Source organism: Pseudomonas sp. IT-347P (assembly GCF_949768005.1).
Classification (GTDB): Bacteria; Pseudomonadota; Gammaproteobacteria; order Pseudomonadales; family Pseudomonadaceae; genus Aquipseudomonas.
On the sequence record NZ_CATKPQ010000012.1, the window covers coordinates 1 to 17518 of the forward strand.

Annotated in this window: 6 protein-coding genes; 4 read left to right on the forward strand and 2 right to left on the reverse strand. The window is 57.0% G+C overall.

The window, feature by feature from the left end:
• From ACM6IV_RS08695 to ACM6IV_RS08710, 4 genes are all read left to right on the forward strand, one after another.
• Positions 1-5107, forward strand: a 5107-nt coding sequence (locus ACM6IV_RS08695; RefSeq protein WP_414869617.1) for a beta strand repeat-containing protein, incomplete at its 5' end; no start/stop codon positions are given.
• Positions 5108-5588: 481 nt separating this feature from the next.
• Entirely contained in the window at positions 5589-7625 is a 2037-nt protein-coding gene (locus ACM6IV_RS08700; RefSeq protein WP_414869618.1) for a hypothetical protein, read from the forward strand.
• Between the two features lie 130 nt (positions 7626-7755).
• Positions 7756-9690, forward strand: a complete 1935-nt coding sequence (locus tag ACM6IV_RS08705; RefSeq protein ID WP_414869619.1) for a hypothetical protein — start codon at positions 7756-7758, stop codon at positions 9688-9690.
• Between the two features lie 225 nt (positions 9691-9915).
• Complete coding sequence (locus tag ACM6IV_RS08710) at positions 9916-12207, forward strand: autotransporter outer membrane beta-barrel domain-containing protein (protein WP_414869620.1); 2292 nt, start codon at positions 9916-9918, stop codon at positions 12205-12207.
• A gap of 152 nt (positions 12208-12359) precedes the next feature.
• Here the strand turns inward: ACM6IV_RS08710 and ACM6IV_RS08715 are convergent, their stop codons facing one another.
• Entirely contained in the window at positions 12360-16892 is a 4533-nt protein-coding gene (locus ACM6IV_RS08715) for a hypothetical protein (RefSeq protein ID WP_414869621.1), read from the reverse strand.
• Between the two features lie 397 nt (positions 16893-17289).
• Positions 17290-17518, reverse strand: a 229-nt coding sequence (locus tag ACM6IV_RS08720; protein ID WP_414868793.1) for a DUF6124 family protein, incomplete at its 5' end; no start/stop codon positions are given.

Sequence of the window (17518 nt, forward strand, 5' to 3'; positions counted from 1 at the left end):
CCACAACAACGACGATCCGGTGACCATCAACGGCCTCGACGTCAACGGCGGCGAGCTGACGGTCTACGAGAAAAACCTCAGCGACGGCACCAGCCCCGACACCCCGGCGCTGACCCAAAGCGGCACCTTCACCGTCAGCGCCCTCGATGGTCTGCAAACCCTGACCGTAGGCGGCATCAGCGTGGTCAGTGGCGGTGTGGCTGCGGGCTTCCCGCAGTCGATCGTCACGCCGCTGGGCAGCACGTTGACCATCACCGGTTACAACCCGGCCACTGGCGTCGTCAGTTACAGCTACACCTTGGTCGATAACGAAACCCATCCGAACGCCAATGGTGCCAACAGCATCACCGAGAACTTCAACGTCGTCGCCACGGACACCGATGGCAGCACCGCCAGCGGCCAGATCAACGTCAACATCGTCGATGATTTGCCCAGCGCCCATCCTGACGCCGCGTCGGTGGCGGAGGGCGGCACCGTCAGCGGCAATGTCCTGAACAACGACATCGGCGGCGCCGACGGCCCGGCCGTGACCGGTGCGGTGGTCGGCGTACGTGCCGGCGCCGACACGTCGACTTCGGCCATCGGCGGCCTCAATAGCAACATCAACGGCACCTACGGTTACCTGACCCTGGACGCCAACGGCAACGCGGTCTATCACAGCAATCCCAACACCGTGAGCGGCCCGGGCGCGGTGGACGTGTTCACTTACACCGTGCGCGATGCCGACGGTGATGAAAGCACCACCACCATCACCATCGACGTCTACAACAGTTGCCTCAAGGCCGTCAGCGACACCGACGTCAGCGTGTATGAAAAAGCCCTCGACCTGAGCAAGGACGGCGCGGACCTGGCCGCCGGTACGGTCACTGGCAGCGACCCGACCAGCACTGGCGAAACCGCGTCCGGTACCCTCGTCGGTTCGGTCACCGGGGCGGTCGGCGCGATCAGCTATGCCTTGGTCGGCAGCGCCACCGGCAACTACGGGCAGATCGTCCTCAACCCCAACGGCACGTACACCTACACACTGACCTCGCCGGCCTCTACCACGCCGCACGCCGACGACGGCGCTAATACCCTGACCGAAACCTTTACCTATCAGGCTACCGATTCGCTGGGAAACATCGTCACCAATACCATTGTTGTCAGCATCGTCGATGACGTGCCAAAAGCCGTGAACGACAGCAACGCCTACAGCGCCTCGGAAACGCAATTGATCCTGACCGGCAATGTGCTGACCAACGATGTGCAAGGCGCTGATGTAGTGGCGACCGGACCGAATGCCGGGCCGATCACGCCCGCCACGATCGTCGGGACTTACGGGACTTTGGTACTCAACGCCAACGGCACGTACACCTACACGCTGAACCCCAACGATGCCGACTTCAAAAACCTGCACGGCGGCGGCAACGGCACCGAGACGTTCACCTACACCCTGACCGATGCCGACGGCGACACCAGCACCGCCAACCTGGTGCTGAACGTCCACAACAACGACGATCCGGTGGTGCTCAACGGCCTCGACGTCAATGGCGGCGAACTCACCGTCTACGAGAAAAACCTCAGCGACGGCACCAGCCCCGTTACCCCGGCGCTGACCCAGAGCGGCACCTTCACTGTCACCGCCCTCGATGGCCTGCAAACCCTGACCGTCGGCGGCATTGCCGTGGTCACCAACGGCGTCGCCGCCGGCTTCCCGCAATCGGTGGTTTCGCCGCTGGGCAGCACCTTCACCGTCACCGGTTACAACCCGGCCACCGGTGTCGTCAGTTACAGCTATACCCTGGTCGACAACGAAGCCCATCCGACTGCCAACGGCGCCAACAGCCTCACCGAGAACTTCAACGTGGTGGCGACGGATACCGATGGCAGCACCGCCAACGGCCAGATCAACGTCAACATCATCGACGATCTGCCGACCGCCAAACCTGACACCGGCTCGGTGGCGGAGGGCGGTACGGTCAACGTCAGCGTGCTGGGCAATGACATCAGCGGTGCCGATGGCGCGGCCACGGTGATCGGCGTACGCGCCGGCAGCAATACCGACACCTCGGCCATTGGCGGTCTCAACAGCAACATCAATGGCAACTTCGGTTACCTGACCCTCGATGCCGCCGGCAACGCCGTCTATCACAGCAACCCGAACTCGGTGAGCCCACCAGGCGCCACCGACACTTTTACCTATACCGTCCGCGACAGCGACGGCGATGAAAGCACCACGACCATCACCATCAACGTTGCCGACAGCAAACTGGTGGCCTCGGTCGATCAGGACGTGACGGTGTATGAAAAAGCCATCGACCTGAGCAAGGACGGCGCGGATCTGGCTCCCGGTACGGTCACCGGCAGCGACCCGGGCAACACCGGCGAGACCGCTTCCGGCACGCTGGTCGGCGCAGTCACTGGCGGCACGGGCGCGATCACCTACACCCTGGTCGGCAGCGCTACCGGCAGCTACGGGCAGATTCAGCTCAATGCCGATGGCACTTATACCTACACGCTGACCTCGGCACCGAAAACCGCGCCGAGCGCCAACGACGGCGCGAACACCCTGAGCGAAAGTTTTACCTACAAAGCCACCGACGCGCTGGGCAACAGCACCACCAGCACACTCGTGGTCAACATCGTCGACGACGTGCCGAAAGCCGTTGCCTCGGATCGTTCGGTGGCGGCGGTGGAGATCGATTCCAATCTGCTGATCGTGCTCGACATCTCCGGCAGTATGGCCGACGCCTCCGGCGTTCCGGGCCTGTCGCGGCTGGAGCTGGCCAAGCAGGCCATCAGTGCCTTGCTCGACAAATACGACGACCTCGGCGATGTCAAAGTCCAGCTCGTCACCTTCAGCAGCAACGCCACTGACAGAACTTCAGTGTGGGTCGATGTCGCGACGGCGAAGACCCTTCTCGCTGGACTGACGGCGGGTGGCGGCACCAACTACGACGCCGCGGTGGCGGTGATGCAAACAGCGTTCAACACCTCGGGCAAACTCACCGGGGCGCAGAATGTCGGTTACTTCTTCTCCGACGGCAAACCCAACGAAGGCGACATCAACGCCGCTGACGAAGCCGCGCTGAAAAACTTCCTCGATGCCAACAACATCAAAAACTACGCGATCGGTCTCGGCAGCGGCGTGAGCAACGCCAACCTCGACCCGCTGGCCTATGACGGCATCAGCCACACCAACACCAACGCGGTGGTGGTCACCGACCTCAATCAACTCAACTCGGTGCTGTCCGGCACCGTGCAAGGCGCACCGGTCACCGGTTCGCTGCTGGGCGAGGGCGGTACATTCGGTGCCGATGGCGGCTTCATCAAATCCATCGTCATTGACGGCACCACTTACACCTACGATCCAAAAGCCCTCAGCGGCCAAGGCTCGTTGACCGCCACCGGTGGCGCCAACCACGGCACCTTCAATACCGTGAACAACACGGTGAGCATCGCTACCAACAACAGCGGCACGCTGGTGATCAACCTCGACACCGGCGACTACAGCTACACCTCGCAGAAAACCACGGCGGTGGTGATTACCGAGAACATCGGCTTCACCGTCAGCGACAACGATGGCGACCTCGCCAGTTCGACGCTGACCGTGAAAGTGATCCCCAACGCGCCGCCCGTGGCCATGGACGATCACGTCATCACCAATGTGCTGTCTGGCAACATCGTGGTGCCGGGCGAACTGTTGCTGGCCAATGACACCGATCCGAACGGCGATACCCTCAGCGCCACGCCGACCAGTTTCAACACCGGTTGGGTGGCGAAAGGCGCAGATTTCACCGGCAGCGGTGCAATCACGTTCAACGGCACCAACAACACCGCTGCCAATCAGAGCCTGGCTGATGTGCGCAGCGCATTTGCAGCCAACACCGCGGCGATGACCGCCGTGCTGGTGATCAGCGGCTACCTCGGTGCGGTTACCAACGCCAATGCCAACGACGAAGACCTGATCACCGTCAAACTGAAACAGGGGGAAACGCTGAACCTGGATCACAACCTGGCGGCCGGGCACGTGACTCTGGAGTACTCGCTCAACGGTGGCGCGTTCGTCGCGATTGCCGACGGCGGCACCATCACTGCCAGCGCCGATGGCACCTATCAGATCCACGTCACCAACATCACCAACCCCAACGGCGGCGGTAACCCCAACGCGGCGGAAAACTACCAACTGACCATGACGGTCAATTACGCCGGGGCCCACGACATCACCCCGGACTTCCACGGCACCTATACCGCCAACGACAACCACGGCGGCAGCGACACGGCCAACGTGAGCATCAGCTATCAGGACGGCCACACCCTCACTGGCACCGCCGGGGATGACGTGCTGGTGGCCGGCAGCGGCGACAACATTATCAACGCCGGCGACGGCAACGATGTGCTCAGCGCAGGCTCAGGCAACAACGAACTGCACGGCGGCGCCGGTAATGACTTGCTCTACAGCGGTCCGGGCAACGATTTGCTCGATGGCGGCACTGGCAACGACACGGCCAGCTACGCCCATGCGACGGCTGGTGTAACGGTCAACCTAGGTCTGCCCGGTGCACAAAACACTCTTGGCGCCGGAACGGATACGTTAACCGCCATCGAAAACCTCGTCGGCTCGAACTTCAACGACACCCTGACCGGCGACGGCAATAACAATGTGATTAGCGGTGGTCTCGGCAGCGATTTCCTCAATGGCGGCGCTGGCGATGACTTGCTGATTGGCGGCATGGGCAACAACACCCTGACCGGCGGGGCGGGGGCCGACACCTTCCAGTGGCTCAAAGGCAACAGCGGCCATGACCTGATCACCGACTTCACCCCCGGCACCGACAAGCTCGACCTGTCGCAACTGCTGCAGGGCGAAAACGGCACAACCGCTTCGCTGGATGACTACCTGCACTTCACCGTCACCGGCAGCGGCGCCTCGGTCCTCACCAGCATCGACGTCAGCGCCATGGCCGGTGCCACGCCGAACCAGACCATCGACCTTGCCGGCGTCAACCTCGCCAGCCACTACGGTGTGACACCGGGCGCGGGCGGGGTGGTAGCTGGCGGGCATGACACGGCGACGATCATCACCGGCATGCTCAATGATCATTCGTTGAAGGTGGACACGGTGTAAACGAAGGCTGAAACGACAAAACCCGCCGTCCCGATCATCGGGGCGGCGGGTTTTTTCTGCGTGACGTGATCGTTCCCACGGTTTGCGCGTGAATGGCAGCTGTACGCGGGTTGATCGACCGAATATCAAGGACTCCAGAACCCCCGAAGGTGTCCACGCACAGTCCGCGACATGATTTCAGGCAATGCCTGAGTACTTGTCAGCGCGCCCCCCGGGCGCACAAGCCGGCGGGTTCTGGCGTAGCTGCAAGCGATGACGCCAGGTCGTTCAGCTCGATTCGTTATCCGCACGTTTTTGGTAAACGCATATGTTCAAGCGTCTCGCGTACGAGCGCTGATTCCGACGAGCGGTAGCAATACCTGTAATTTCTGACAGTAGGCAGCCCCCTGCATTGCGCATTAAATCGAACCCATGCAGCGGCGGTATCAACTTGTTGATACCCGCGCACCAACGTTTGATCAATTGTCGCGGAGTGTCTTACATGCAGCCCCCGGTACCCACTCAAAGTCCGCACAGTGAAAATCCGGAGTCACCGGAAGTCACCGCTTTGCCGGCCCCGCGAGTGCCGGTCGTTCTCAAAGACGAACACGGTGAAGAAAGCCCCGACGGACTGTTGCCGCGTACAGAATTGAACCGTGATCTGCAGTTGATCGTTCCAGCGTGGAACTTCACGACCGATCCTGATTTAAGGCGCGATATCATCAAAGTGGGATTCCGCCCGTTTGGAGAAGAATTTCGCGAAGTCGATGAATTTGAATTCCTTATACCCATCAAACCAGGGGACAAGATCGTTTCAGTTCCCAGAGACTATCTGGACAATGGCATCTATGACCTGTCTTACATCTTGATCCAGGGGGGCAACCAGGCTGAGTCCGGTAAAAAGCGTATTACCGTGGACAGGATTGCCCCGGATGATGGTCAGGAACCTGTCGTTCTGGAAATGCTGGATGTCGTCGGCAGTATTACCGATGACTACTTGAAGGAGCATGGACAGGTTCGTTTTAAAGTTCGCAGTTATGTGGGAATAAGAGCCCGGGACAGAGCGATTTATTTTTGGACCGATACGGATATACCTTCCGACTCGGAAACCGAGATTGGCGAACAGGAATTCAGTCAGGCAGACATTGACCGTGATGAACTGTTTATCACCATGCGCGAACAGGAAATTCGTGAACGGGGTGAGGGGCGCCGTTATATCTATTACCGTCTAAGAGACTGGGCGGGTAATAAAGGTCCCAGATCAGAACTGTTGGAGGTGTTTGTCGATCTGCTCCCTGCGCCCGGGAATCTCAAACCGCCTCGCGTACCGTTGTCGAACCGAGGGTTGATTGACCGCCAGCATGCCCGCGAAGGTGCGGTGGCTCAGAGAGCCGTAACGGTAGAAATCGATCGTTATGACAACCCCGGCAGTGACAACGAAATTCTGCTCGACTGGAATGGCATACCGCTAGCGCCGGTGCCGGTTGATCCTTCGAACTTTCCCGTGGTCGTGTCAGTGCCTTGGTCAGCCCTGACAGCTATGGGACTGGGGCCCTTGACGGCGTCGGTGACCTATAAAGTGCGGCGCCCTTCAGGCACCACGCCCCCCTCTCTGGAAACCCGGGTCCCGGTGGATTTGACCGTCGCAGGACAGGACCATGCCAATGCCCCGGCATTACTCAACCCTACTCTGGCAAAAGTAGAAATTTACGGCGCCAATTCGAAAATCCTCAACACGCTGACGCCGGATGATTTTGGCGAGCCTGCCGATGGGCTTCTGGCGCTGTTTGATGCGCCACTCCCCGGGCAGACCATCAGCCTGTTCTGGGGCGCGATCACCACACCTGCAGCGCAATACATCGTCCAGAACGGTGATGTAGCCGGTAAGCCTGTGCCGTTCATCATTCCTTGGTCGATCATTGACCAGGATCGGGAGAACTCTGCATTGCCGGTCCATTACACGACAAGCAACAACGTCAATCTGCAACAGTCCCTGACAACGCCAGTCAATGTATCGATTGTGGTGATCGAAAACCTGAAGGAGCCATCCTTTACGCATGCGAACATTAACGGTGTTCTTAACTGTTGTGCATGTCCGCGCCTCTGGAAGGGGGTCTGGGTCAAAGTCGAGGGGAATGCCGCCTTCGACAAAGATGATGAAGTGACTCTGTATTGGCAAGGATGTAAAGGACTGAATGGCTCTGACCCTATTCCCGGAGTAACAGAAAAGTTCCCCACGATATTGAGTGAAGCGCAAGCCCGTGAAGGTTTTGAAGTGCACGTCGCGGACTTCGAGCGACTGATTGCGCCTATGGTGAATAATGGCTCTGCACTGTGTCATTACACACTTAAGAAAGCCACGGGTGGAGTGGGTAGTTCAATAGAAGAGTTCGTCATCATCAATAGAACCCTGCCCAGCGGTATTGTCTGTTCCGATAGGGAGGGCGAGGATCACTGCGATTCGCCCTGCGAGCATTCCGGATGGGGTCAAAAATTTGCAGAGAACTCATTGGCGAAGTTGCCAGGATTATTGAAATAAGCAGTTCTTGAGTTTCACGTTTCTCATGTGTGAATTGAGTAGTGCCTTTTAGTTGCAAGAAGTTTAACCAGTGCCAAACGTATGCCTGTGTGGTTGCGCATGCGTGGGCGTCTTCTCCAGGAGCGATAAAATGACAGTTTATAAAAAACTCACCCCCGCGCAGCAAAGTCGACGGGATTACAGGAAAATCCGCTTGGCCGCCCCGAAGATGGATGCACTACCGCCTGAAATACACCCTGATAATCCGTTGCTGCCTGATCAAGCGGGTGATGGGAAGAATCAGGTTCCGCTTTCACTACAAGGCTTGCCATTGAAAATAAATGTTCCGCGGCCACCACGAGCAGGTGATACACCTCCAGTGCCGGGGTTTATTGATTTGATGTGGAATGGCAAGAGACTGACGGACACGCGTTTTACCTACATGACGCCTATTCCCGATACCATTCTTTTGATCGAAATGGAGCTGCCGGCCAACCTGACCGACAAAGAGGGATCCCATGAATTGAGCTACTACCTCAATCAAGGTGGCAACATCGGTAACGTAACCCCGGTGGAGATTAATGTTGACAGAAGCCCGCCGCTGCCGGTAACGGAAGTAACTGTGCCATTTGAAGTAGAACGTGACGGTATCACTAAAAAATATCTGGACGATAACGGTTTTGTGCTGATAAAGGTTGAGGAATATAACCTGCACATGCTGAATGACGTGGTTGAATGTTATATTGGTACTTCCACACCTTTGGCGACGTTGATTGGAACAGTTGTTCGTACGGATCTGACCATCCCCTTGGAATTTCGACTGACTGCCGCAATGGTGGATGATGAAGAGGGTATAAGAGCTATTTATTGGCAGGTGACGGATCGCAAGGGTAATAAAAGCGTTCATTCACCGTATAAACGATTGCCCGTCACGCTGACAGATCCTCCTGCAGATTTGAAGCCGCCGCATATTCCCCTGTATAACGACAATCTGATTGATCTGGCGGATGCTCAGCAGCCGGTTGGCGTCGGAATTGAAGATCCATATACCAATTTCATTCAAGGTGATCAGTTGCAAGTTACTTGGGATGGACTGTTACAGCCGGCTGTCACGATCCCCGGTTTTCCTTTTTATGTCGATGTCCCCTTCCGCGATGTCTTCAACGGCAATGCGGGCGCCAAACCTGTGACAGCCGGTTATCAGATAATACGCAAGGGTGTTGCCCATCCTCTTACTCCAATCGAGCTGCCAAATATCAATGTGGATCTACGCAAGCCAGGTGATCCGATTGATCCTGACGAACCAGGTAATCCTAACCCCAATTTGCCGGAACTCTCAGTGCAAGGAGATAATGGAGGTATGCCCAATCAACTGACGCACTTGGACAGCACGGGTCCGGTAATTATAACGGCTGCGCTCTATACCGGGGCTAAGGAGAATGACGTGGTACAACTCTACTGGAAAGGTGATCCGGTAAGCGAGGCAGACGGCGGGGTTGTAAGAATCGGTGCTACGCCTCCTGGGAACCTGCAGTTTAGTGTTTTATGGAGCGTTATCGAGACCGCAGGCAACGGTAAACTACTCAAGACCCATTATGAAATCAGCCACGATATAAACGACAACATGGATATTTCGCTCGCGACGGAGGTTGATGTACTTATTCGTCCAGGTGTCGTTCCGGAGGTGAAATTCATAAACCTTGATGAGGACTTAGGTATTCTGAATTGCCAGTCTTTAAAAAGGGATAATGTTTCCGGCGTAATAGTCGAAGTGTTGGTCTCGGGGGGGGAACCCCAATTGGCAGATCAGGAATTGACGTTTGTTTATCAAGGTTACATCGACAACGGAAGCACAATTAAACCTGATACCAGGCAAGAAGTTAAACACACGCCGAGTGCTCAGGAAGCAACTGCGGGGTTCGTTGTAAGGATTCCCTATGATCCGGCTATCCTGAACACGGAAAATGCGTGGGGAGGGATAAGCTATTCGGCTGTTATTGATGAGCGTGACACACCGTCCGAAGAGCATGTGGTAAGGGTTTATATGGTTGATCCGGGTACCGGTGGCACATGCCCTCTGCTTTGATACCGTGCTGAAGTTGCCAGGGGAGGTACTGTATGTGCCTTCCTTTTAAAAGGTGTGACAATTGGCTAGTGAAAAATAGTTACGAATTGTTTTTCGGAGTTTTACCCTGCAAAAATAAGAAGAATCCTACGTTGGTTGGGTTGTGGCAATCGGTATGGTATGACGCTGAATTGTCTGGCGGGTAAACAAATTTGCCGGAGTTAATTAAACGAAGGATAGTCAAACATGAATCCCGAAATCTTTTCATTCTGCAGAGCCGCTTCCACCGGAAGCATTCGAATGCTGGTAGCGATACCGGCATTTTTTATGTTGGGTTCTCCCGCGTTGGCGGTCATCGTCGATAACAGCACGCTGGATGTAGATTCGACAGTGCCGGCCACTGATTATCTGGTGCGTAATAACGGAGTATTGAATCTGACCCAGGCCAGTACTCAAAACCTCAACGTAACTTCCGGATCAACATTGAACATCAACGGCGCCACGGTGGAAGCCGAAAGTGGCATTGAGGGGATTTCCATCTCGGACAGTCGAGGCACTCTTGTGCAAGCCAACGTTACCAGCGACTGGATAGGAATGATGGTCAATCGGTCTTTCTCTTCGACGCAGGGTTCGACTGTCACCGTGACTGACAGTCAAATCAGGGGGGGCGAAGCCGGGATACAGATAACCTCATTGAGCCACCTGACACTGATCGGCAGTGAAGTAACGGGGCAGGCCGCAGACAGTGTCGGCCTGAATATGATGGGCGGAGAGGTGCACGCTACGCAGGGTACTCGTATCAGTGGCGACCGGGCGGGGGTACGGATGGTCAACGACTCGAGCGTTTCAGGTAGCAGCAATACGCTGCTTCTGGACGGTGCCATTGTAGAGGGGCGCAACGGGCCGGCGATCGAGGTGGATCGTGGTGCCAGCGTCAGCATCGAGGTGCTGAACGATTCCACTTTGCAGGGGAACGCTGATCAATTAATCCTCGTCAAGGGGGCTTCAACCGCTGATGTAAAGGTCGCCAACAACGTGTTGGTCGGCAATTTTTCTGTGGCAGATTCCAGCACTGCGGATTTCATTTTCGACCAAGGCACCATGACCGGTGATGTGCTGGTCGATGGCAGCTCTACCGCCAAGGTCACGCTGGAAAACCAGTCGCAATTGACGGGGCGCCTCCACAATGTCGACAGCGTCAACATCAACAGCAATTCCACCTGGACAATGACCGGCAACGATTCGGTTGGTGCGATGCGCCTGGAGGGCGGCCGTGTGACATTTGGCGCGCCGGATGCACCCACTACTACTTACTATCAACTGTCTATCGGCTCACTTGCAGGTACCGGCACCTTTGTCATGAAAGGTGATTTCGCCAGCGGCCTCAGGGACTTCCTCCATGTTCTGGGTCAGTCGGAGGGCCAGTTCGACCTCGCGGTAAGGGCTTCCGGGCTGGACGCCGTATCGCCTGAGCAATTGACGCTGGTGCGTACCGAAACCAATGACGGAGCGAATTTTGCGCTGGCCGGCGATCAGCGGGTTGATCTCGGCACCTGGTCCTACAGCCTCGCCAGTCGGGAAGTCGAGGGGGGGGCGAAGGAGTGGTTTCTCGACCCGACCACCGAAGTCATCAGCCCCGGCGCGCGCTCTGTGCTGGCCTTGTTCAATACTGCGCCCACCGTGTGGTACGGCGAGTTGTCGTCGTTGCGCAGCCGCATGGGAGAGCTGCGTTTCAACGGCGGGCAGTCCGGTGGCTGGATCCGCACGTACGGCAACAAATACAACGTGGCCGACGGTTCGGGCGTGGGCTACCAGCAGACGCAGCAGGGCCTGTCCCTTGGCGCTGACGCCCGACTGGGTGAAAGTGAGGTGCTGGTGGGTGTACTGGCGGGCACCAGCGAGTCGGATCTGGACTTGAACCGTGGCACCTCGGGCACGGTTAAAAGTTACTACGTCGGCCCCTACGTGACCTGGCTCGACAGCGACACCGGTTACTACTTTGACGGCGTGCTCAAGTTCAACCGTTTTCGCAACGAGTCCAAGGTCAACCTGAGCGACGGCAGCCGTGCCAAAGGCGATTACGACAATTGGGGGATGGGCGGTTCGGCAGAATTCGGTCGTCACATCAAACTGGCTGACGGCTACTTCATCGAGCCGTTCACCCAACTGTCGGCGGTGCAGATCCAGGGCAAACGCTACACGCTCAATAACGATATGGAAGCCGACGGCGATCGCATGCGTTCACTGCTCGGCAAAGCCGGTGCCACGCTCGGGCGCAACTTCGGTTTCGCTAATGGCGCCGTCGCCCAGCCATACGTTCGCGCGGCCATTGCTCATGAATTTGCTTCGAACAACGAAGTGAAGGTCAACAACAATGTGTTCAACAACGACTTGTCGGGTTCTCGAGCGGAGTTTGGTGCGGGGGTGGCGGTGGCCATGTCGGCGCAGTGGCAGGTGCATGCCGATTTTGATTACTCGAAAGGCGAGCATATCGAACAGCCTTACGGTGTGAATCTCGGATTACGGTACAGCTTTTAACTACTGTTTGGTACAGAGAAAGTGTCTCGACATCAGCGAGACACTTTTCCTGCCCTCAGAGATAGAAAAGACTGCTGCTCCGGTGAATCGGGACGGCGGTTTTTTCGTTTGGCAGGTTTTGCTTATCGAAGCTCGGGCTCGTCAGCCATTAATCAAGGGGTGATGCCCACTCCTGGCACTACATTCATGTTCATGATCGTTTTTTCTTCCCCTGTAACCAGATTTCTACAGTAATAGAACGGGTTGGGGTTGGGCCAATAAAGTTTCGACTCATTAGACCAGTAGAATGAATTACCCAATGGCCAACGATTTCCAAAAGCACCGCTTATTGCCCGTAACTCGGCCATCGAAGGCAGCCTCAGGCCTCGACTTTGTGCCTCGCGTCCTACGTTGGCCCACCAGTTTGCGCCTAATCCATAACATTGCGTCACCCCTGTTACCGACACCGTATAGCTCCTCGCTTGGCTCGCCGCATCCCTTACCGAAATCGTTGCACTGCCGTTACCTCGTGCAGTGACGAGCCCACTTGCCGAATCCACGACAGCAACGTTGCCATTACTGGTGCTGTATGTGTAGGGCGGTTGACCACCACTCGCCTGGTGCTGCACCGAAGTGCCTGGGCCGAAGGCAGGTAGTACTGCGCTCCCCGGAATGAGATAAATCTTGCCGCTCAAGGTGACGGGGTTTGTATTGAAGTTCAGCGGCGGTATTGGAGAGATCACATTGAAGCTGCGGGAGCTTGAATACTGCCCGGTGCTGACCGCTTTTACGTTTACGGAGTGCGCCCCCAAACCGACTGCCAACGTTGTGTTCCATGCGTCACCAGCCGCTCGTACTTTGTGCAGTGGAATGTTGTTGTCATGGATCTGCACCTCGTGGTTGGGTGTGACCCTGCCGCGCAGGGTAACCGACCTGCTTTTGGTTTCCCTGCCGACTTCGCTAACGCCATCATGGACAGACGTCAGCGTTGGTGCGATGTGCGCCGCGACTTTGAATACTCTGGCCGGGCTTTCCACCGGTGTCACTTCATACAGGGCCTTCGCCGTGAGGCTATGCTCGGCAATCGTCAGGCTACTCGCGGCACCTCTCCATTGCTTGTTGGCATCGACCGTGACCGGCGAGCCAATGACTCCCCCCTTGTCATAGAGCTGGATTTGTTCACGCGGGGTGCCGGTACCCACCAGGTTCACCGTGGAGTCATAGGTGTTCTGGTTTTGAGCAACTTCCCCCACGGAATCCTTGACAGACGTAATGGTCGGCGAGACATGGGTCTCCACCTTGAACACCCTTGGCGGGTCTGACACCGGATTGCTGCCGTATTCCGCGCGCGCGGTCAGGCTGTAGCCTTTCAGGTCAAGGCTACTGAATGTGTATTGCCAATCGCCGCTCGCCGGGACAGCCACCCTGTCGATAACAGTCGTGGTATCGAGCAGTGTGATCGTCTCGTTCGGACTGGCCTTGCCGGTCAGCGTGACGCTGCGGTAATAGGTCGTACCGCCTGGGTCAATTTCGCCGCGGATATCACTGACCCTGGAAATCGTCGGCGTCACAGCCTGTGCGACTTTGAAAGTTCTGGCGGGGCTCGATGGCGGGTCGACCTCGTATTTGGCAGTGGCGACCAGACTGTAATCCCCAACCTTGAGGTTGTTAATGCGGTGTTGCCAGTTGCCGTCATCATCGACATCCAGGGTGATAATCGGCTGATCGCTATCCCGCAGCTCGATTTGCAGGTTGGGAGTCGCACTGCCCATGACCAGAACACTGTTGTCATAGGTGGTAGCTCCTGGGGCAACCGATCCTCGAGAGTCGGTCAGGGAGAGAATTTCCGGCGTTTGCGTGAATTTGACTGTGAATGTTCTCGGATCACTGGATACGGGGTCAGCGTCATACAAGGCTTTGGCGGTAATGCTGTAAAGCTTTTCGGTGGGCGTGCTGATAGTGGCCCTCCACCTGCTGTCATCCTTGACCGGAGCGGTTCCCTTCGATGTCGAGCCCGCGTCGAACAGCTCAATCGTCTCGCCCCTCGTCGCAGTACCCGAGATGATGACTTCGTCGGCGCGGGTCTTGCCGCCTTCTTCAATCTCGCCCCGTACATCTTCCACCCGCGTAATGACGGGGGTTACATAGTCGTAGCGGGTTCTGACAGTCACTTGCCGACGGGGGAACTCGATAGCGCTGGTCTCGTTCCTGGTGCCGTCGAATGCGACCTTGCAGCCGACACTGGCGGGAGTCGAGTGCCCCAGTTTCATCAGTTCGCTTCTGCGTAACACTTCGTCAAGGCCGGCAATGATCTGGGCCGGATTTATTTCCACACCGTCCAGAATGGGAATGCGATAGCTTTGTCCGGCAGTGGTAGTACCGTCGACGAAAAACCAGATGCATTGCTTTGTATCAATGAACGGCCACGTTTCGAGCAGCGCAGTGACGTCACCGGTAAATTCCATCAGATCCAGGGTGTCATCCTTTGCTTGCGGAATCCGTGGTCGTGGCAGCTCGTTTTCAGGGTCTTGAAAATTCGATACATACAGGTCAGACATGTCTGATGGCGTGGTGACCATATAGCGGGTGACCAAGTAGTCAATGCTCACTCTTTTGGCAATGTTGGCACCGACGATCGCGCGAGGCATTGGAAACTGGACGGTGCCACTTGCATGTCCTGGCAATTCCAGGTCATCGGAGGTACCAGCACCAGGTGCGCCGAGCCACCTTAGACGGATCATGTCCTGATCCGCGTTCATGCTCGGATAACTGACACTGACATCGACACCGTTGAGCCCATGCATAGGGTTCAGCACTCCGTCGACTGCCTGAATCACGTCGGGGGCGGGAAGATCACCGACGAGTTCACCGATCAATAGCACCAGCGTGGCCGAGTATTCATAGCGCTGCGAAACCGCACGCCACAGCACGTAGCGCACATGAACATATTGGCCGATGTTCGACGTGACGTATTTCTTGTCGACCCTGAACCGCACAGGTTCGCCTTCACTCACCGTGGTGATCGGCACCCAGTCACCGGTACTGGCGAGGGGGATGGGGCTGCGCCAGTAATACGTCAATACGTCACCGCTGACAGTGTTCGCCTCCGCGCCGATCAGCACATGAACGCTGTCGAACACCTTCGACGGATCAAGCACATCCCCCGGCGGTTCGGCCTCCTCGACCTCGGGTCGGGGCAACGTCGCTCGAGCCTTCTCGACCTTGGCCAGCAACCGTTCGGACTCTCTGACATCGAGAAGCCCCGGTGCATCGTTGGCGACGACGTAGGAAAGATCCAGTGTGCCGTTGTCGAGCGCGGCGATGTGCTCCGCGTCGATGTAGAACGTGATCAGGCCTTCCTTGGCTTCGTTGTCGCTGACGATATGCGGGACCTCATGCTCATACTCGTCGCCATTGGACCGGGTGCCATACCATCTCAGGCAGATCAGATCGCCGTTTTTCATGCCGTAGCGTACATCGACAGTGGCGTAATGCTCGTCCGGTTCGAGGGTGTCGCCGATCAGTTCGCGAATGGTCGGCTCGGGCAACATGTTGACGTCGCCCACCACACTCGCCTTGATTCGCTTGGAAGACAGCGGGTCGCCACCGTCCTTTTTGTAGAGAATATAAGAGGCGTCGGCGCTGCCCTCAGCGAGGGTCCTGATCAAGTCATAGGGCACCTTGATTTCCAGCACCGAGGGAATGTTGTCGATCTCGCGGGTTTCGCTGCAGACGATGGGTTCAACGTTACCCGGCGGCGTGCCGATGAAGGTCATTTCCAGGCTGTCGCCCAGATCGAAGTACTTGCCGATGACATGGATCTGCACGGTGACCGGCTGCTTGTTCAAATTCCGGATGGTGATTTTGCCCTCGAACGCTTCCTTGAAGAGTGGAGATTCCAGGTACCAGCCGCCAGCGTCTATGTTGATGTGAGTGCGTTTGGAGTGGCGGTCGGCCCAGTTCCACACTTCGTCATTGATGTCGTATTTGATTTCCCGTTTGAGACCGTCACCGGCGCGGAGAATGTGTTCCTGTTCGAGTCGGATTTCGATCGGTTGCTTGTCGTCGGCCTGGTCTTGAGTGATGAGGTGTGCCGGTAGCAAATAGTCACCCACCCGGAGGCGGATCTTGTCGTTTCGCGTGCAGTACACGTAGTGAGGGATTGTGACCGGCACCCCGTCTCTCGCCCACTCGGCGTCTATGACGCCCTGTTCAATCAGCTCGGGCGGCAATTGCGCGATGTTCAGTTCTGAATGACCTTCGGGCAAATGCGGTTCTTTGTCACGATTCCCGGGCTTGTAGAGCTTGATCAATACCCGCAACGACGCCGACGGTGGCTCGGGCTGGGTCTCGCCCACGCGGGTCAGTACATAATGGCAATCCTCAGCCCACCCCGATTCAGCCGGCGCCGGCAAGTAGAAGAACACTCGTCGATTATTATTGGCTTCATCGGCGGTTACAAAGCGTTCGAGCACTTTCTCGTGGTTCCACCAGATTTCGAGCTTGTCATTCTCCTTCATGGGTTCCAGGTAAGGATTGATCACGCACAGCAAGCCCTCGGGATCACCAGTGGCCCCCTTGAAGTTGATACCGCCATCGCCGTCTTGCACCGGTGCGACCATCCCCGGAATCAGCAGCGGGCGCAGCGCCAGGGGTTCATTACCTTGCCTCATGGGAGGGAAGCGGAAGCGTTTGTCAGAAGGCATCAGGCAAGACCTCTCGAAGAGGGAGCGGGTATTGGATGGCAGTCGAATTCATCGAAAGAAGGTGGGCTTGAAAGCGCGGGCTGGATGGCGAACATGGCGTGCACTCCGTATCGGGTGATGGAGTGATTGAACCCGTATTGACGGAGTTGCACACCTGTCAGGTCTGACAGGTGCTGTGTGGTATCCGACGAGTGGTCGTTGGTGGCATGGAGGAGAAAAGCCTTGCTGTCGAAACGTAAAAAAACCGCTGCCCGATTCAACGTGACAGCGGTTTTTTCCGTGCTTGAAGCAATGCCGAGACGATGAAGCAGCCTTCGTGAGCAACCTCGGTCCGTCGGCGATCCGACGAAAGCGTCAGCGCTTCAGCGCCTCACCCAAGGCCTGTCACAGAGACGCGCTACTGCGGCAATTCCAGATTATCCATCACCCGATTCACCGCCAGTTCCCCAAGCATGATCAGCTGCGCGATCCCCAACAGCGTCCTGCGTTGCGACGCGGGTACAAGATGAGCGAAGTCATGGGCGATGGTTCTGGCCGAAGCGAGGGTTTCGCTGGCATCGGCCAGCAGTTCCTCGTTTTTGAAGTCGGCGGTGACGGCGTACATTCGACGGGTTTTGCGGGGCGGA

What these genes read in the sequence shown, in the direction of transcription:
- ACM6IV_RS08715 (WP_414869621.1), bottom strand. Translation starts at nt 16,892, where the DNA reads ATGCCTTCTGACAAACGCTTCCGCTTCCCTCCCATGAGGCAAGGTAAT.
- ACM6IV_RS08710 (WP_414869620.1), top strand. Translation starts at nt 9,916, where the DNA reads ATGAATCCCGAAATCTTTTCATTCTGCAGAGCCGCTTCCACCGGAAGC.
- ACM6IV_RS08705 (WP_414869619.1), top strand. Translation starts at nt 7,756, where the DNA reads ATGACAGTTTATAAAAAACTCACCCCCGCGCAGCAAAGTCGACGGGAT.
- ACM6IV_RS08700 (WP_414869618.1), top strand. Translation starts at nt 5,589, where the DNA reads ATGCAGCCCCCGGTACCCACTCAAAGTCCGCACAGTGAAAATCCGGAG.